Here is a 16,830-nt window from a genome sequence, read left to right on the forward strand (position 1 = left end):
GCCCGTCGGGGATGGTGCAGCCGCGACGGCGCGGGCGAATCCGCACGCATGTGATTCAGGCCACAAGGCCTGACCTGGGGCGGAGCGATACCGTGAAGGTCATGAGCAGCCCCGCGCCGTCTCCTGCCCCCGGCAGCTGCGGACTCCAGGTCTTCTGGGACGACAAGCTCGTCTCCTACGACTTCGGCGCCGGGCATCCCCTCAACCCCGTGCGCGTCGAGCTGACCATGGCGCTGGCCCGCGAGCTGAAGGTGCTGGACGCGCCCGGCGTGCGGCTGGAGGGGTTCGACCCCGCGGGCGACGACCTGCTCGGGCTGGTGCACAAGGCGTCCTACATCGCCGCCGTCCGGGAGGCGGGCGCCACCGGCCGCGCCGACCTGCGGCACGGCCTCGGCACGGCCGACAACCCGGTGTTCATCGGCATGCACGAGGCGTCGTCCCTGGTCACCGGCGCCTCGGTGGCCGCCGCCCGCGCCGTGTGGACCGGCCGCACCCCGCACGCCGCCAACGTCGCCGGCGGCCTGCACCACGCCATGGCGGGCGCCGCCAGCGGCTTCTGCGTCTACAACGACCCGGCCGTCGCGATCGCCTGGCTGCTCGGCCAGGGCGCCGAACGCATCGCCTACGTGGACGTCGACGTGCACCACGGCGACGGCGTCCAGGCCGCCTTCTACGACGACCCCCGGGTGCTGACGATCAGCCTGCACGAGACGCCGCGCACGCTGTTCCCCGGCACCGGCTACCCCACCGAGACCGGCGGCAAGGGCGCCGAGGGCACGGCCGTCAACGTGGCGCTGCCGCCCGGCACCGGCGACGCCAACTGGCTGCGCGCCTTCGACGCCGTCGTGCCGCCGCTGCTGCGCGCGTTCCGCCCGCAGGTGCTGGTCACCCAGCACGGCTGCGACGGCCACGCGCTCGACCCGCTGGCCCACCTGATCCTCAGCGTGGACGGCCAGCGCACCGCCTACGCGATGCTGCACCGGCTGGCCCACGAGACGGCCGGCGGCCGGTGGATCGTCACCGGGGGCGGCGGCTACGAGCTGGTCCAGGTGGTGCCGCGCGCCTGGACGCACCTGCTGGCCGAGGCGTCCGGACGGCCGATCGACCCCGAGACGCCCACCCCCCGCGACTGGCGCGACTTCGTCCGGATGCGCACCGAGCAGATCGCTCCGCTGCGGATGACCGACGGCACCCGCGTGGTCGAGGTGCGCACCTGGGCCGAGGGCTACGACCCGGCGAACCCGGTCGACCAGGCGGTGCTGGCGACCCGGCGGGAGGTCTTCCCCGAGCACGGCCTGGATCCGATGATGCACGTCTGACCGCCGCCGCGCGTGCGCCGCGGACCCGCGCGACCCCCGCCCGCGCGGCCTCGGCGGCCGCGGCCGTCCGCTTCGACCTCGCCCCGCACCCCTGTGACCGCCCCTTGAGTGAATCCGTGAGCGAGAACGTGAGTGAGAATCCGACGCCCCCGTCCCGCGCCGAGCTGCGCGCCCATCTGGTCCGCACGATGATCGCCGGCGATGTGGCCACGCCCCGCCAGAACAACCTGCGGCACTACCGGCGGATGGCCGCGGGCGACCCGTACTACCAGTTCGGCCTGGAGTTCAAGCGGTCGTGGACCGAGGCGGGCGTGCTGGCGCTCATGGTGGAGCGCTGCGGCGTCAACCCCGACCCGCGGCACGTCTACGGGGACGACACGATCGACCCGGACCTGACCATCGACGCCCTGGAGTCGATGGGCGACCGGATCGGCCAGGCGGCGCGGCGCCGCGAGCGGGTGGTGCTGGCCACCGGGCACCCGGCCACGCTCACCCCGATCTACCAGGCCGTGTCCGAGGCGTTGCGGAGGGCCGGCTGCACGGTGCTGACCCCCGCCGAGGGCTGGACCTACGAGATCGCCCTGGACTACGGCGGCGTCGAGCCGCGGCGGCTCGTCTACGCGCCGGGCGGCGTGGCGATGCTGGAGGACGACGGCGGCCGCACCCAGCACACCCACGACGCCGCCCCCATGGAGGCGATGCTGCGCGAGCTCGCAGCCGAATCAGACGATTGGCCGGATCTGGCCATCGCCGACCACGGCTGGGCCGGGGCGGCCGGTCAGGCGGGCATCGACGCCGTCGGGTTCGCGGACTGTAACGACCCCGCGCTGTTCGCCGGCGCCGCCGAGGGCAAGATCCACACCGTGGTGCCGCTGGACGACGGCATATCTTCCCAGCACTACGCCCCTTTGACCGCCTATTTGCTGCACCGCGCCGGCCTGCTGTGAGCCCCGCCTCCGCCGTCCGCCCCCGGCGGCGCCTGTCACTGTTTGTTACAGAAGGACGGTAGAGGGGCGAATGTTTCGTTCGCGGGTGTGCGTTGGTGTTCGGGGCGCCGGTCGCCGCCGGACCGAGGCTCACATCCGATGGCCGCGAAACCCCCCGTGCCATCGTGTGACCGGCGGGGTGAAACCAGACTGTGGCCATCAAGACAGGTCGGGATACGCAAATGGGTGGAACTCCCCTCTTGCGACTGTCGGTACACGATTTACGCTGGGGGAAGTACACGTGCGTGATCAAAGTCACCCAAAGGGCCGGTGCGCGGCACGTGTGGAAGAGGGCGTCCGATGAGCTCAGGCGAGCGACCTCTCAGTGAGGTCAGGTTCCTGACTGTGGCCGAAGTGGCGGCGGTGATGCGGGTGTCCAAGATGACCGTCTACCGCCTCGTCCACTCAGGCGAGTTGCCCGCGATCCGGGTGGGCCGCTCGTTCCGGGTTCCCGAGCAGGCCGTTCACGACTATCTGCGCGACGCGTTCATCGAAGCCGGATAACGGGGTAGGGCGGGGTCATGACCCATGGCCTCGCCGTTCACCCGGTAGCCGGTCGCGCGGAGGACGCCAGCACGGGGGCAGGAAAACCGAGGAGACAGGGCACGACACGACACCGACAGACCGGCGGCCGCCCGGCCGCCGGAGCCGGTGGACGTGGTCGCGGGGTCCGCGCCGACCTCGCCGTCGGCGGGCGCGGGCGCGCTGACGCGTGCGCCGGGCGCGCCGTCGGCCGCGGGCCGGTGTCCGCCGGGCCCGTCATTCGACACGCCCGCAAACCCGCGGGCTCCCGTCACCCGGGCGCCGTGCGGCACGACGCGGCGGCCCGAGCCCAGGGGCGGACGAGCGCCAGGGCGTGGACGCACTTCCCGCCACGCGCGGACGACCCGGCACGTCCAGGCGGGCGACGGGTCGGCAACGGCCTGGATACGGGCGCGCCGGAGGGCGGGGGGCCGAACGCGGGCGGCACAGCGGTACCCTTTGTCAGCGGACCGTGCGTGACCGCCGGGCGCCCATGGGACATGGGGCCGGGCGGCGGCACGGCCGTTCTTTCCTGTCACCCGATCTTCCGAGCGAGGTCCCGTGGGCTCCGTCATCAAGAAGCGCCGCAAGAGGATGGCCAAGAAGAAGCACCGCAAGCTGCTGAAGAAGACACGCATCCAGCGGCGCAACAAGAAGTAAACACGCCGGCCATTCAGCCGTAAGGGGTGGGACGCACAGTGTCTTCCATGCCCACCGCCGCGGCCCGCGTGGTTCTGGTCACGGGAGTCTCCCGGTTCCTGGGAGCGCGGGTCGCCAGCACCCTCCAGGCCGATCCCGGCATCGAGCGGGTCATCGGCGTGGACACGGTCCCCCCCACGACGCCGCTCGGACGCACCGAGTTCGTGCGCGTCGACATCCGCACGCCGAGCATCGCGAAGGTCATCGCCTCGGCCGGGGTCGACACGGTGGTCCACCTGAGCCTGGTGACCGCCCAGTCGGTTCCGCGGCCGAAGGTGAAGGAGCTCAACGTCATCGGCACCATGCAGCTGCTGGCGGCCTGCCAGCGCTCGCCGGACATGCGCAAGCTCGTCGTGCGGTCCTCGGCCGCGGTGTACGGCTCCTCGCCGATGGACCCCGCGGTGTTCACCGAGCGCGACGAGCCGGTCGAGGCGCCCGCCCACGGGTACGCCAAGGACGCCGTCGAGGTCGAGGGCTACGTGCGCGGACTGCAGCGGCGCCGGTCGGACCTGACGGTGTCGGTGCTGCGCTTCGTCAACTTCCTCGGGCCGGGCGTGGACTCGCCGCTCACCCGGTACCTGCGGATGCCGGTGGTGCCGACGGTGCTCGGGTTCGACCCGCGCCTGCAGTTCGTGCACGAGGACGACGGCATCGAGGTGCTGCGCCGGATGACCGTGGAGGACCATCCCGGCACCTTCAACGTGGCGGGCGACGGCGTGCTGCTGCTGTCGCAGGCGCTGCGCCGCGCCGGGCGCCCCTTCGTGCCGATGCCCGCGCAGTCGCTGTCGGTGCTGGGCGACATGGGCCGCAGGTTCGCCGGGCAGACCGGGTTCTCCCCGGAGCTGCTGCGGCTGCTGATGTACGGGCGGGTGGTGGACACCTCCCGGCTGGTGGCCGAGCTGTCGTGGCGGCCGAAGCACTCGACGGAGGCGGCGTTCGCCGAGTTCCTGTCGGCCCACGGCATGGGGCAGCCGGGGCCGCTCGGCCTGCTCGAACGGCTCGGCTCGGCGCTGATACGGCACTGACCGGCGGCACGGCGGGCACCGCACGGCGGTGCCGGCGGCGGCGTTCACGGGCGGGCACCGAAGGGAACGATGGGCAGGCCGGCGGCGCAGGTCCCGGCCCGTGCGGAGGGAGGTTCCCGACGAATGAACGCGCAGCACGACCGAGACGACCGGCGTGTCCCCTCGGACGCGGCGGGCGGCGACGTAGCGGACGCGGCGGACGCGGCGGACGCGGCGGACGTGGCGGACGCGGCCGAGGGCGCGCGGGTGATCCGGCTCGACACGGCCCGGCACGCCGGCGTCGCCGGCCCTGCCGGCGAGCCGTCCGACGAGCGGTCCGAGGGGCCGTCGCTGGAGCGCCGGATCGCCTCCGGGCTGGCCTTCCTGCGCCGCCGCCTGGCGGGCGAGTACGAGGTGGACGAGTTCGGCTTCGACCCCGAGCTCAACGCCACCGTGCTGCTGCCGGCCGCGCGGGCGCTGTACCGGCACTGGTTCCGCACCGAGCTGCTCGGGCTGCAGCACGTGCCGTCCCGGGGGCCCGCGCTCGTCGTGGCCAACCACTCGGGCACGCTGCCGGTGGACGGGCTGATGCTCACCGTGGCGATGCACGACCACCTGGGCCGCGACCTGCGGCTGCTCGGCGCCGACCTGATCTACCAGGTGCCGCTGCTGGGGCATCTGTCGCGCAAGGCCGGGCACACGCTGGCCTGCCCGTCCGACGCGGCCCGGCTGCTGGACAAGGGCGAGCTGGTCGGGGTGTTCCCGGAGGGCTTCAAGGGGGTCGGCAAGCCGTTCGCCGAGCGGTACCGGCTGCAGCGGTTCGGCCGCGGCGGGTTCGTGGAGACCGCGCTGCGCACCGGCGCGCCGATCGTCCCGTGCGCGATCGTCGGGGCCGAGGAGATCTACCCCAAGATCGCCGACCTGCGGCCGCTGGCCCGGCTGTTCGGCCTGCCGTACTTCCCGGTCACCCCGACCTGGCCGCTGCTCGGCCCGGCGGGGCTGGTGCCGCTGCCGTCCAAGTGGATGATCCAGTTCGGTGAGCCGATGACGCTGGCCGAGTACGGGCCGGAGGCCGCCGACGACCCGATGACGGTCTTCAACATCACCGACCACGTCCGCGAGACCATCCAGCAGATGGTGTACGACACGCTGCTGCGCCGCGGCCCCGCCTTCTTCTGACCGCACCGCCCCCGGGGGGGCCGGATGCGTGCCCGGGCAGGGTCAGCTGCGGTAGTGCTTGCGCAGCGCGATGCCCGCGGCGACGCCCCCGGCCAGCGCGCCCGCACCGGCGGCCGCGGGCAGCGCCACCATGGTGACCTTGCGGCCGGTGCGGAAGTCGTGGATCGGCCAGCCGTGCTGCTTGGCGTGCGCGCGCAGGTCCGAGTCGGGGTTGACGGCGTTCGGGTGGCCGACGGACGTCAGCATCGGCAGGTCGTTGATCGAGTCGCTGTAGGCGTGGCAGCGGGACAGGTCCAGGCCCTCGCGCTGGGCCAGCGCCCGGATCGCCTCGGCCTTGGCCTCCCCGTGCAGCAGGTTGCCGACCAGTCGCCCGGTGTAGACGCCGTCGCGGGTCTCGGCGACGGTGCCGAGCGCCCCGGTCAGGCCGAGCCGGTGCGCGATGACCCGGGCCACCTCCACCGGGGTGGCGGTGACCAGCCACACCCGCCGTCCCGCGTCCAGGTGCTGCAGCGCCAGGCCGCGGGTGCCGTGCCAGATGCGGTCGGCCATCACCTCGTCGTAGATCTCCTCGCTGAGCGCCTCCAGGTCGCTGACCTTCTGGCCGGCCACGAACGCCAGCGCGGCCTCGCGGGCGGTGGAGATGTGCTCGGCGTTCTCGGTGCCGCGCAGCCGGAACGCGGCCTGCCCCCAGGCGAACATCGCCAGGTCGCGCATCGTGAACAGCTTGCGCGCGGCGAGCCCGCGGGCGAAGTAGTAGATCGACGCGCCGCGCATCATGGTGTTGTCGACGTCGAAGAACGCCGCCGACGCCGGGTCCGGCTCCGGCAGCGCACGCCCCGGACCGGCCGCCGCGGCGGCCGCCTCACCGGCGCTCACGTGGTCGGTGTCCTTGCCGCGCCGCCAGAAAAGCCGCATGGGCCCGAGCCTAGTCAACGGCGTCCGCGGCAGCCGTTCTTACCTCCAGAATTGGGACAGTCCTCACTTCCCGGCCAGGGCCCGTACAGCCGCGCGAAAAGGCGCGCGGTCGGGTGCGCGGTCAGGCGCGCAGGTCGTCGGGGAGCATCCGGGCCAGCGACCGCATCGCCCGGTGCTGCAGCGCCTTGATAGCCCCCGGCTTCTTGCCCATCACCAGGGCGGTCTCGGCCACCGACAGCCCGTGCAGGAACCGCAGCACCACGCACTCCTGCTGTTCGGAGCCGAGCCGCCGCACCGCCTCCAGCAGCGTCCGGTGGGTCAGCGAGTCCAGCACGGCGCGCTCGGGGCCCTCCTGCGGCAGCCCCGGCTCCAGCAGCTCGGCGGTGCAGATCTCCAGCCGGTAGCGGCCGGACTTGAAGTGGTCGGCGACCAGGTTGCGGGCGATGGTGACCAGCCAGGCCCCGAAGTCCCTGCCCTGCCAGGTGAAGTCGGCCATCCGCCGCATCGCGCGCAGGAACGTCTCGCTGGTGAGGTCCTCGGCGAGCGGATGCGCCCCGACCCGGTAGTAGATGTAGCGGTAGACCAGCCCGACGTAGTGGTCGTAGAGGATGCCGAACGCCTCGACGTCGCCGTCGCGGGCGCGCAGCACGAGCGCCTTCACGGCGTCGGCACGGGCCGGAGCGTCGGCCGGGGCGTCGCGCGTGCGGGCCGCGTGCCCGCGCCGGGACGCGCCGGTGCGCGGGGAGAGCCGGGGGATCGTCGGGAACGCCGCCACTCGGGCGTCGAGGGTCAAGCTGCTCATGCAGTTCTCCTCGGGGCGTACGCGACCTCCGGCGTGGAAGGCCACTGTAGAGAGCGAGCCGTACGACAGGCAATGGTGCGCCCGGCCGGGCATCGGTTACCCTTCATCGCTCCGCATCGGGCACCATGGGGCGCGATGGTGGATGCTCTTCTCGCGCTGCCGGCGACCCTGGGTGCCTTAGTGGCCACCGGGTTGCTGATCTCGCGCGCCTCCAAGGACCGGTCGCTGTACCTGATCGCGTGGTCGGTGACCATGGTCGGGCTGAGCCTGGCGCTGGCCGCCATGGCGATCGGCTTCCTGGTCGGCTGGGCCGGTCCGCTGTTCCGGGTGAGCGAGCTCGGCGCGGCGCTGCTGGCGCCGGTCTGGCTGGCGCTGGGCATGATCGAGTTGATCGCCCGCGTGGTCCAGGTGCGCTTCGCGGCCTGGCTGTTCGCGGTGTCGTACTCGGTGGTGGCCACCGTCATCCTGCTGGTCGACCCGCTGCGCGGCTCGTTCAGCAAGGCGCTGCCCAAGCCCCGCGACACCTACGACGCGATCCCGCTGCTGCTGGTGGACGGCGCGCACGTGGTGGCGGTCGTCGCGCTGGTGGCGTGCGCGGCCTTCACCGCCGTCCTGGCGAGCAAGCAGGACCGCGAGGCGGGCGAGCTGCTGATCCCGGTCGCGCTGGTGGCCCTGGCCGGGGTGCTGGTCGTCAGCGGCAGCCGCGGGCTGCTGCCCGCCCCGCTGGCGATCCTGGCCCTCGGCGCCGCCGCCGGGCTGGTGTGGTACGGCGCGACGCGCACCATCCCCGTCTACGCCGACGACGAGGCGGACTACGACGGCGAGGAGCCCGCCACCGGGTACGACGACGAGGGCTACGACGAGCAGGGCTACGGCGACCGCGGCTACGCCGACCAGCCGTACGGCGCGGCGGCCGAGCAGGCCCCGGCCGCAGCCCCGGCCGCGAAGGCCGCGCCGCCCGCCGGCAAGCGCGGGGAGCTGCGCTTCCCCGAGCAGCAGGTCGAGGAGCTGCGCTTCCCCGAGCAGCCCTCCCCGTCGTCCACGGTGGACGACGCGGTGGCCGCCGCGGCGGCCGGAGCCGCCGGCCGGGGCGCGTCGACGGCGTGCGGCCAGATCACCGTCTACACGCTGCTGGACGGGCGCGAGGAGGCGTTCGACCGGCTGGCCGACGAGCTGGTGCAGGCGGTCATCGCCGCCGAGCCGGACATGGTGATCTTCGCCTGCCACGAGGTGGTGGGCGCCCCCACCCAGCGCATCTTCTACCAGCTGTTCCGCGACGAGGCGGCGTTCGCGGCGCACCGCGGCCGGCCGCACCTGCGCCGCTTCCTGGCCGAGTCGCGCACCCACGTGCTGGCCACCAACGTGATCGAGGTGCGGCTCGGCAGCGCCAAGCTGCCGCCGCTGCCCCAGTCCAGACCGCCGTCCGCGCACGGCGTGCCCGACTTCTCCTGACCCGGTACCGGACCCATGGACATCGTGATCACTCTGCTCGGCAAGCCGGGCTGCCACCTGTGCGACGACGCCCGCGCGGTGATCGAGCGGGTCGCCGCCGACACCGGGGTGCGCTGGGAGGAGCGCGACATCACCCGGTCCGAGGAGGACACCCGCCGGTACTGGGAGCAGATCCCGGTGACGTTGATCAACGGGGTGCAGCACGATTTCTGGCGGGTCGACGAGAACCGGCTGCGCGCGGCGATCGAGGAATTGCGCGGCCGCTGACGGCGTTGTACGGCGTTGTCCGATGATCGACGACGTCCGATTCGTCACAGCGTTTCGTCCGGCCTCATGAGGAACGCCCCACGTAAAAGGGGGTTTGCGGCACTTCGCAGAGAGGTGCCGTAGAACGCTCGGCCGGGGGGTGACTTCGTGCATGTATTCACAAAGGCTTAACCTGGGGGGCAGGGGCCAGCGGCCCCACCCGCAGAGTCGAGCCCCCGAAGAGCAGGCCGTGACATCACGACAGACTCGCAACCGCGACCGCGCCGAACGCGGCATCCCAGAGGCCACCGTGGCACGCCTGCCGGTTTACCTGCGGGCACTGCACGCCCTGCAGGAGCGCGGAGTGGCCACCGTCTCGTCCGAGGAGCTCGCGGCGGCGGCGGGAGTGAACTCCGCCAAGCTGCGCAAGGACCTGTCGCATCTGGGGTCGTACGGCACCCGCGGGGTGGGCTACGAGGTGGAGTACCTCGTCTACCAGATCTCCCGTGAGCTGGGCCTCACCCAGGACTGGGTCGTGGCCATCATCGGCGTGGGTAACCTGGGGCGTGCGCTGGCCGGTTATGGCGGGTTCGCCTCCCGCGGGTTCCGCGTGGCGGGTCTGCTGGACGCCGACGAGGCCATCGTCGGGCAGCAGATCGCCGGGATGACCGTGGAGCACATCGACCGGCTGGAGGACGTGATCGCCGAGCGCGGCGTGTCCATCGCCGTGATCGCGACACCGGCGGCCGCCGCCCAGAGCGTGTGCGACCGGGTGGTCGCGGCCGGGGTCACCAGCGTCCTCAACTTCGCCCCCGTGGTGCTGTCGGTGCCCGACGGGGTCGACGTGCGCAAGGTCGACCTGTCGATCGAGCTGCAGATCCTGGCATTCCACGAGCAGCGCAAGGCCGGTGGGCCGGGCGGTTACGAGGCGGCGGGCGATGGCGATCGACCGTCGGGGACCGCTCAGTACGTAGAGGCGGTTGAACTATGACAGTGCCGAGGGTCTGCGAAAGGGTGGAGTGCCGATGAGCGTGCTGGTGGTCGGGGTGAGTCACCGCAGCGCGCCGGTACCGCTGCTGGAGCGCGTGTCGGTGTCCGGCGACTCCCTGGTCAAGCTGCTCCACGAGACGAGCGACTCCCCTCATGTGGCGGAGGCCGTGATCGTGTCGACCTGCAACCGGGTCGAGGTCTACGCCGTGGTCGACAAGTTCCACGGCGGGGTGTCGCGCATCTCCGAGCTGCTGTCGCGCTACTCGGGCGTGCCGCTGGACGACCTGTCGCGGCACCTGTACGTCCACTACGAGGACCGGGCGATCCAGCACGTGTTCTCGGTGGCGTGCGGCCTGGAGTCCATGGTCGTGGGCGAGGGGCAGATCCTCGGGCAGCTGCGCCAGGCGTTCCGGCTCGCCCAGGACGAGGGCACCATCGGCCGCACCCTGCACGACGTGCTGCAGCGGGCGCTGCGTGTCGGCAAGCGCGCGCACCACGAGACGGGCATCGACAAGGTCGGCGCGTCGCTGGTCAGCGTGGGCCTGCAGGTCGCCTCCGCGCACCTGGGGCCGCTGGACGCCGTCCGCGCCCTGGTCGTCGGGGCCGGCTCGATGAGCGGACTGGCCGTGGCGACGCTGGCCCGGGCCGGCGCCCGCGAGATCATCGTGGCCAACCGCACCTACGAGCGGGCCGCCCGGCTGGCCGAGTCGGCGCAGGTGCCCGCCCGTGCGGTGGAGCTGTCCCGGCTGGAGGAGGCGCTGGCCGAGGCCGACCTGGTGGTCTCGTGCACCGGCGCCACCGGGCTGGTGCTGACCGCCGACCAGCTGCAGGGCCTGGCCGGCGACGGGCGGCGCCGCTTCTTCCTCGACCTGGCGCTGCCGCACGACATCGACCCGGCCGCCGTGCGGGCGCTGCCCGAGGCGGCCCTGGCCGGGCTGGACGACCTGCGCACCGCCCAGGAGGCCGCCGACGCGATCGGGCCGGAGGCGATCGAGGCGGTGCGCCGCATCGTCGCCGACGAGGTGGCCGCCTTCCTCGGCGCCGCCCGCGCCGCCGCCGTGGCGCCCACCGTGGTGGCGCTGCGCAGCAAGGCCGCCGAGGTGGTCGACGCCGAGCTGGCCCGGCTCACCGGCCGCCTGCCCGACCTGGACGAGCGCGCCCGCCGTGAGATCGCCCACACGGTGCGCCGGGTCGTGGACAAGCTGCTGCACGCGCCGACCGTGCGGGTCAAGGAACTGGCCTCGGCGCCGGGCGGGGACACCTACGCCGACGCGCTCCGCCGGCTGTTCGACCTCGACCCCAAGGCGCCGGAGGCGGTCACGCGCGCCGACATCACCGAAGGAACCGAGTCGTGAACGAGCGAGCGCCGCTGCGTCTGGGAACGCGTCGCAGCCTGATGGCCATGACCCAGTCCGGACTCGTCGGCGACGCGTTGTCCCAGCGTACGGGGCATGCGGTGGAGCTGGTGGGGGTAACCACCGAGGGTGATGTGTCCAGGGCGCTGCTCGCGCAGATCGGCGGTACCGGGGTGTTCGTCAACGCCCTGCGCGACCGGCTGCTGGCCGGCGAGGTGGACTTCGCGGTGCACTCGCTGAAGGACCTGCCGACCGCGCCGGCGGAGGGGATCGCGCTGGCCGCCATACCGCGCCGCGACGACCCCCGCGACGCCCTGTGCGGCCCCGCCAAGCTGGCCGATCTGCCGCGCGGCGCGCGGGTCGGCACTGGCTCGCCGCGCCGGGTGGCGCAGCTGAAGGCGCTGCGCCCCGATCTGGAGGTCGTCCCGATCCGCGGCAACGCCGACACCCGGCTGCGGAAGGTGAGCTCCGGGGAGCTGGACGCGGTGGTGCTCGCCTACGCCGGGCTGAGGCGGATCGGCCGCCTGGACGAGGTGGCCCAGGTGTTCGACCCCGACGAGATGCTGCCCGCCCCCGGGCAGGGCGCGCTGGCCGTGGAGTGCCGGGCCGACCGGGAGGATCTGCGCGAGCTGCTGGCGGCGGTCGACGACCCGGCGACACGCAGGGCGGTCACGGCCGAACGCACGGTGCTCGCCGTGCTGGAAGCGGGATGTTCGGCACCTGTGGGAGCATACGCTGCCGAAGTAGACCAAAAGCTGCATCTGACCGCCTCCGTCGTGGCGCACGACGGCAGCCGCCAGATCCGGCTGTCCGCAAGCGGCTCCCCCGAGCGGGCCGAGGAGCTGGGCCGCGAGCTCGCCGCCCGGCTGCTCGACCGGGGAGCCGACCAGGTGATGGGGGAACGCGACATTGAACCCCGATGAGCAGACCGCGGTCACCGCGACCGTTCCGGCCGGCGCCGGCCCGGCCGGGAAGAACGATGCCGCCGGCACGACCGACGCGGCCGACCGGACCGACGACCGGACGGCCGACCCCGGCCGCGTCGCACTGGTCGGCATGGGCCCGGGCGACCCGGGCCTGCTGACGCTGCGCGCCGTCGCCGCGCTCGAGCGCGCCGACCTGGTCGTCGTCAACCGGGCCTACTGCCCGGCGGAGATCCTCTCGCACTGCCGCCCGGACGTGGAGGTCGCCGACACCGCCGAGGCCGACCCCGTCGAGACCGCGGTGCGCGCCGCCCGCGAGGGCGCGTACGTGGTCCGGCTGTTCCACGGCGACCCCGGGCTGGGCTGCGGCCTGGCCGCCGAGGGCGACGCGCTGGCCAAGGCCGGCGTCGCGTTCGAGATCGTCCCCGGGGTGTCGGCCGTCACCGGCGTGCCCGGCTACGCGGGCATCCCGCTGACCGACCCCGACCACCGCGAGGTGCGGATCGTCGACGCCTCCGACGGCGGCGTCGACTGGGAGCGGTTCGCCGCCCCGGACGTCACGCTGGTGATCCTGGGCGCCGAGGGCGCCGTGGGCGAGGTCGCCAAGGGGCTGATGGCGGTCGGCCGCCCCGACAGCACGCCCGCCGCGATGACCAGCCTGGGCACCACCACCGAGCAGGAGACCGTGGTGTCCACCCTGCAGCGGCTGGCCGCCGACACCAAGGGCATGGAGTCCCCCGCGATGATCATCGTGGGGGACGTGGTGCGCCGCCGCGACACCCTGTCGTGGTTCGAGACCAAGCCGCTGTTCGGCTGGCGGGTGCTGGTGCCGCGCACCAAGGAGCAGGCCGCCTCGCTGTCGGAGCAGCTGCGCGAGTACGGCGCGGTGCCCGAGGAGGTCCCCACGATCTCGGTGGAGCCGCCGCGCACCCCGCAGCAGATGGAGCGGGCCGTCAAGGGCCTGGTCACCGGCCGCTACGAGTGGGTGGTGTTCACCTCCACCAACGCCGTGCGGGCCATCCGCGAGAAGTTCGCCGCCTACGGGCTGGACGCGCGCGCGTTCGCCGGGCTGAAGGTCGCCGCCGTCGGCGAGCAGACCGCCAAGGCGCTGGTGGAGTTCGGCGTGCAGCCCGACCTGGTGCCGGCCGGGCAGCAGTCCAGCGAGGGCCTGGTCAAGGTGTGGCCGCCCTACGACGAGGACCTGGACCCGATCAACCGGGTGCTGCTTCCGCGCGCCGACATCGCCACCGACACGCTGATCGCCGGGCTGACCGAGCTGGGCTGGGAGTGCGAGGACGTCACCGCCTACCGCACCGTGCGGGCCGCGCCGCCGCCCGCCCCGATCCGCGAGGCGATCAAGGGCGGCGGGTTCGACGCGGTGCTGTTCACCTCCTCGTCCACGGTGAAGAACCTGATCGGCATCGCGGGCAAGCCGCACAACGTCACGGTGATCGCCTGCATCGGCCCGCAGACCGCGCGCACCGCCGAGGAGTACGGGCTGCGCGTGGACGTGATGGCGCCCAAGCCGTCGGTCTCGGCCCTGGCCGAGGCGCTGGCCGAGTACGGTGCCAATCGCAGGGCCGCCCAGATCGAGTCGGGCGCGCCGCTGCGCAAGCCGAGCCAGATGCGCCGGGGCGCGCGCCGCCGCAGGTAGCCGCCCCGGCCCACCCGTCGAGCCCGGGCCGCCGGGCGCCGTCCCGCGGCCCTGGAGGAGAAGATGTCCGCACAGTTCCCCGTCGCCAGGCCCCGGCGGCTGCGCCGCACCCCCGCGCTGCGCCGCCTGGCGGCCGAGCACCGGCTCGCCCCGGCCGACCTGGTGCTGCCGATGTTCGTCAAGGAGGGCGTGACCGAGCCGCAGCCGGTGCCGTCCATGCCCGGCGTCGTCCAGTACACCCGCGACAGCCTGCGCAAGGCCGCGCACGAGGCGGCCGAGGCCGGCGTCGGCGGGCTGATCCTGTTCGGCGTGCCCGCGGTCAAGGATGCGACCGGCTCGGCCGCCGACGACCCGGCCGGGATCGTCCAGCTGGCGCTGCGCGACCTGGCCTCCGACCTCGGCGACGCCGTGGTCGTCATGACCGACCTGTGCCTGGACGAGTACACCGACCACGGGCACTGCGGCCTGCTCACCCCCGGCGGCGAGATCGACAACGACGCCACCCTGGAGCGGTACGCCTCCATCGCGGTGGCGCAGGCCGACGCCGGGGCGGCGGTGGTGGCGCCGTCCGGCATGATGGACGGCCAGGTCGGCGCGATCCGCTCGGCGCTGGACGCCGCGGGCTACCGGGACGTGGCGATCCTGGCGTACTCGGCCAAGTACGCCTCGGCGTACTACGGGCCGTTCCGCGACGCCGCCGAGTGCGCGCCCCAGTTCGGCGACCGCTCGTCCCACCAGCAGGACCCGGCCAACGCCGAGGAGGCGCTGCGCGAGGTGCTGCTGGACCTGGACGAGGGCGCCGACATGGTGATGGTCAAGCCCGCCGGCCCGTACCTGGACATCGTGCGGCGCGTGCGCGACGCGGTGCGGGTGCCGGTGGCCGCCTACCAGGTCAGCGGCGAGTACGCGATGATCGAGGCGGCCGCGGAGAAGGGCTGGCTGGACCGCGAGCGCACCATCGACGAGTCGCTGATCGCGATCCGCCGGGCCGGCGCCGACATCATCCTCACCTACTGGGCGACCGAGGTGGCCCGCCGCCTGCGCGACCGCTGAGCCCCGGCGTCCTCCGGCCCGCCGTGCACTGGGCCCGAGAGCCCCTGGGATGCGGGCGTCCTTGGGCCCGTGTTCCTGGGCCCGGCTACCCGCCAGGTGATGCCTGCCTAGTCAATTGGGGTCGTTTGCGGGGGGTTGCTGTCTCCGCCTTCCGGCGTGAGCGGCATCATCGATAGCAACGGCCCGTGTACGGCGTTGGGTGAGGGGGCATCATGCTGGCGGTCACCGGCGGGAAACGACGGGGCAAGTCCCGTAGGCGGCAGGCGGGCAAACGCCAGCGCGAGCGCGACATGGCGGCGGCGGCGCGCGACTACGCGGGGCTGGGGTGGCCCTGCAGTCCGGGCGCGCATCCGGGCGACGGCGACCGGGCCTGTTCGTGCGACCGCATCGGGTGTCCCGACCCGGCGGCGCACCCGGTGGCGGCGACGTGGGCGATGCAGGCCAGCGTCGACGTCGAGGTGCTGAACCGCTGGTGGAGCGAACGTCCCGACGCCAACATCATCCTGCCGACCGGCCGGGTGTTCGACGTGTTCGACGTGCCCGCCGCCGCCGGGGTGCTGGCCCTGTCGCGCATCGCCCAGGAGGGGCTGCCGGTCGGCCCCGTGGCGTCGCTGGGCGACGACCGGTACCTGTTCTTCGTGGCCACCCGTGGCGCGCCCGTGGACGAGGACGAGTGGTGGTCGTGCCACTTGGACTGCTTCCCCGAGACGGTGACCGAGACGCCCGGCATGCGCTGGCACTGCCGTGACAGCTACGTGGTGGCGCCGCCCTCGGTGCTCCCGTACGGGCGTGAGGTGACCTGGGTGCGTCCGCCGGACGGTTCCCCGCTGCCCGACCCGCTGCGGCTGCTGGAGGTCCTCTCCGACAGCTGTGAGGCCATCTGAGGCGTGCCGCGGCCCTGGGGTCGTGTGACAGGACCCGGGGGCGGCCCCTCAGGTCCCATGGGACGGCTCCCCGGGGGGATCAGCCCGCGCCGCGAGGGGCCGGGATCGAGACCTTCTGCCCCCACCGCGAGTAGCTGGTGTGCAGCATCTGGGAGCGCGGCTTGGCGCCGGGGCCCGCGGCCCTCACCCGCACCTGCAGGGGACGCATCGCGTTGTCGAACTGCACCACGAACGTCACCTGCTGGGCGCCCGTCGCCCTGGCCACCTCCGCGTACAGGGGGCCCAGCCCGGGCGCCTGCGACAGCCGCGCCAGCGGAACCGTCCCCTGGTAGGTCGAAGCGTTCGTCTTGCGCAGGGACGTGCTCGTCCGCAGCAGTGTCGTCACGTTCGACACCGAGCTGCTCCACCGCACGTGCGACACCAGGTTGACGTAGCCGCGCGTCCGCGGGTTGTTGCCGGCGGGACGCCACGTGTTGCGCGACCGCAGGTAGGTGGTGTCGGCCACCAGCCGCGCCTGGGCGGTGCGCCGCACGTTCGCGCCCTGCCCCGACACCGACATCTGGTATGCGGGCGAGGCCGCGGTCGCCTGCGCGAACGACCCCTGCGCCTTGATCGCCGAACCGCCCGTGCGGCGGTAGCTGAACGCGCCGCTCGGGGTGCGCGCCACGGCCTGCTCGACCTGGGCGGCCAGCGCCGCCGCGGCCGCCGGGTTCACCGGCCCGGGGCCGACGGGCAGGGCCGGGGTCGGCGTGCCGGACGTCGCCGGGGAGGGCGGCGGCTGCGCCGTCTTCTTGTCGTCGCCACCGCCGCCGAGCGCCAGCGCCGCGCCTCCCGCGCCGCCCACGTC

The 16,830-nt window shown here is 73.6% G+C and carries 17 protein-coding genes; 14 read left to right on the top strand and 3 right to left on the bottom strand.

The window, feature by feature from the left end:
• The first annotated feature begins 101 nt into the window (after positions 1-101).
• From ABD879_RS22030 to ABD879_RS22055, 6 genes are all read left to right on the top strand, one after another.
• Entirely contained in the window at positions 102-1,319 is a 1,218-nt protein-coding gene (locus tag ABD879_RS22030) for an acetoin utilization protein AcuC (protein ID WP_345023428.1), read from the top strand.
• Positions 1,320-1,435: 116 nt separating this feature from the next.
• The gene (locus ABD879_RS22035; RefSeq protein WP_345023429.1) at positions 1,436-2,266 is read left to right on the top strand and encodes a phosphatase; all 831 of its coding nucleotides are present in this window, start codon (positions 1,436-1,438) and stop codon (positions 2,264-2,266) included.
• Positions 2,267-2,605: 339 nt separating this feature from the next.
• On the top strand, positions 2,606-2,809 hold the full coding sequence (locus ABD879_RS22040) for a helix-turn-helix domain-containing protein (RefSeq protein WP_026414196.1): 204 nt from the start codon (positions 2,606-2,608) through the stop codon (positions 2,807-2,809).
• Between the two features lie 579 nt (positions 2,810-3,388).
• The gene (locus tag ABD879_RS22045) at positions 3,389-3,487 is read left to right on the top strand and encodes a 30S ribosomal protein bS22 (protein WP_018654693.1); all 99 of its coding nucleotides are present in this window, start codon (positions 3,389-3,391) and stop codon (positions 3,485-3,487) included.
• 47 nt (positions 3,488-3,534) lie between these two features.
• Positions 3,535-4,551: an NAD-dependent epimerase/dehydratase family protein gene (locus ABD879_RS22050; protein WP_345023430.1), complete on the top strand. Its 1,017-nt coding sequence runs from the start codon at positions 3,535-3,537 to the stop codon at positions 4,549-4,551.
• Positions 4,552-4,674: 123 nt separating this feature from the next.
• Positions 4,675-5,709 (top strand): lysophospholipid acyltransferase family protein, encoded by a 1,035-nt coding sequence (locus ABD879_RS22055; RefSeq protein WP_345023431.1) that lies wholly within the window; start codon positions 4,675-4,677, stop codon positions 5,707-5,709.
• Positions 5,710-5,751: 42 nt separating this feature from the next.
• Here ABD879_RS22055 and ABD879_RS22060 read toward each other — a convergent pair whose 3' ends face one another.
• Both ABD879_RS22060 and ABD879_RS22065 read right to left on the bottom strand, forming a co-directional pair.
• Positions 5,752-6,624: an HAD family hydrolase gene (locus tag ABD879_RS22060; protein ID WP_345023433.1), complete on the bottom strand. Its 873-nt coding sequence runs from the start codon at positions 6,622-6,624 to the stop codon at positions 5,752-5,754.
• 121 nt (positions 6,625-6,745) lie between these two features.
• Positions 6,746-7,426 carry a sigma-70 family RNA polymerase sigma factor gene (locus tag ABD879_RS22065; protein ID WP_345023434.1) on the bottom strand — a complete coding sequence of 227 codons (681 nt, stop codon included), beginning with the start codon at positions 7,424-7,426 and terminating at the stop codon, positions 6,746-6,748.
• Between the two features lie 180 nt (positions 7,427-7,606).
• On the opposite strand from ABD879_RS22065, the gene ABD879_RS22070 reads away from it, so the two are divergent.
• The 8 genes from ABD879_RS22070 (at position 7,607) to ABD879_RS22105 (ending at position 15,983) form a co-directional block, all read left to right on the top strand.
• Positions 7,607-8,878 (top strand): putative quinol monooxygenase, encoded by a 1,272-nt coding sequence (locus tag ABD879_RS22070; protein WP_345023435.1) that lies wholly within the window; start codon positions 7,607-7,609, stop codon positions 8,876-8,878.
• Positions 8,879-8,893: 15 nt separating this feature from the next.
• Positions 8,894-9,145: a glutaredoxin family protein gene (locus ABD879_RS22075; protein ID WP_345023437.1), complete on the top strand. Its 252-nt coding sequence runs from the start codon at positions 8,894-8,896 to the stop codon at positions 9,143-9,145.
• A gap of 229 nt (positions 9,146-9,374) precedes the next feature.
• Positions 9,375-10,115, top strand: a complete 741-nt coding sequence (locus ABD879_RS22080) for a redox-sensing transcriptional repressor Rex (protein WP_345023438.1) — start codon at positions 9,375-9,377, stop codon at positions 10,113-10,115.
• A 34-nt stretch (positions 10,116-10,149) separates the two neighbouring features.
• Positions 10,150-11,469 carry a glutamyl-tRNA reductase gene (locus ABD879_RS22085; RefSeq protein ID WP_345023440.1) on the top strand — a complete coding sequence of 440 codons (1,320 nt, stop codon included), beginning with the start codon at positions 10,150-10,152 and terminating at the stop codon, positions 11,467-11,469.
• The gene (gene hemC, locus ABD879_RS22090; protein WP_345023442.1) at positions 11,466-12,392 is read left to right on the top strand and encodes a hydroxymethylbilane synthase; all 927 of its coding nucleotides are present in this window, start codon (positions 11,466-11,468) and stop codon (positions 12,390-12,392) included. Before ABD879_RS22085 ends, hemC begins: the two co-directional genes overlap by 4 nt.
• Positions 12,393-12,516: 124 nt before the next feature.
• On the top strand, positions 12,517-14,046 hold the full coding sequence (locus ABD879_RS22095) for a bifunctional uroporphyrinogen-III C-methyltransferase/uroporphyrinogen-III synthase (protein WP_345023446.1): 1,530 nt from the start codon (positions 12,517-12,519) through the stop codon (positions 14,044-14,046).
• 63 nt (positions 14,047-14,109) lie between these two features.
• Positions 14,110-15,099 carry a porphobilinogen synthase gene (hemB, locus tag ABD879_RS22100; protein WP_345023443.1) on the top strand — a complete coding sequence of 330 codons (990 nt, stop codon included), beginning with the start codon at positions 14,110-14,112 and terminating at the stop codon, positions 15,097-15,099.
• Positions 15,100-15,311: 212 nt separating this feature from the next.
• Complete coding sequence (locus ABD879_RS22105) at positions 15,312-15,983, top strand: bifunctional DNA primase/polymerase (RefSeq protein WP_378270664.1); 672 nt, start codon at positions 15,312-15,314, stop codon at positions 15,981-15,983.
• A 79-nt stretch (positions 15,984-16,062) separates the two neighbouring features.
• On the opposite strand, the gene ABD879_RS22110 is transcribed toward ABD879_RS22105, so the two are convergent.
• The coding region (locus ABD879_RS22110) for a hypothetical protein (RefSeq protein WP_345023445.1) at positions 16,063-16,830 on the bottom strand (768 nt) is incomplete at its 5' end.

This window comes from Actinomadura keratinilytica (assembly GCF_039539665.1).
Taxonomy (GTDB): domain Bacteria; phylum Actinomycetota; class Actinomycetes; order Streptosporangiales; family Streptosporangiaceae; genus Spirillospora; species Spirillospora keratinilytica.

What these genes read in the sequence shown, in the direction of transcription:
- ABD879_RS22030 (WP_345023428.1), top strand. Translation starts at nt 102, where the DNA reads ATGAGCAGCCCCGCGCCGTCTCCTGCCCCCGGCAGCTGCGGACTCCAG.
- ABD879_RS22040 (WP_026414196.1), top strand. Translation starts at nt 2,606, where the DNA reads ATGAGCTCAGGCGAGCGACCTCTCAGTGAGGTCAGGTTCCTGACTGTG.
- ABD879_RS22050 (WP_345023430.1), top strand. Translation starts at nt 3,535, where the DNA reads ATGCCCACCGCCGCGGCCCGCGTGGTTCTGGTCACGGGAGTCTCCCGG.
- ABD879_RS22055 (WP_345023431.1), top strand. Translation starts at nt 4,675, where the DNA reads ATGAACGCGCAGCACGACCGAGACGACCGGCGTGTCCCCTCGGACGCG.
- ABD879_RS22060 (WP_345023433.1), bottom strand. Translation starts at nt 6,624, where the DNA reads ATGCGGCTTTTCTGGCGGCGCGGCAAGGACACCGACCACGTGAGCGCC.
- ABD879_RS22065 (WP_345023434.1), bottom strand. Translation starts at nt 7,426, where the DNA reads ATGAGCAGCTTGACCCTCGACGCCCGAGTGGCGGCGTTCCCGACGATC.
- ABD879_RS22075 (WP_345023437.1), top strand. Translation starts at nt 8,894, where the DNA reads ATGGACATCGTGATCACTCTGCTCGGCAAGCCGGGCTGCCACCTGTGC.
- ABD879_RS22085 (WP_345023440.1), top strand. Translation starts at nt 10,150, where the DNA reads ATGAGCGTGCTGGTGGTCGGGGTGAGTCACCGCAGCGCGCCGGTACCG.
- hemB (WP_345023443.1), top strand. Translation starts at nt 14,110, where the DNA reads ATGTCCGCACAGTTCCCCGTCGCCAGGCCCCGGCGGCTGCGCCGCACC.
- ABD879_RS22105 (WP_378270664.1), top strand. Translation starts at nt 15,312, where the DNA reads ATGCTGGCGGTCACCGGCGGGAAACGACGGGGCAAGTCCCGTAGGCGG.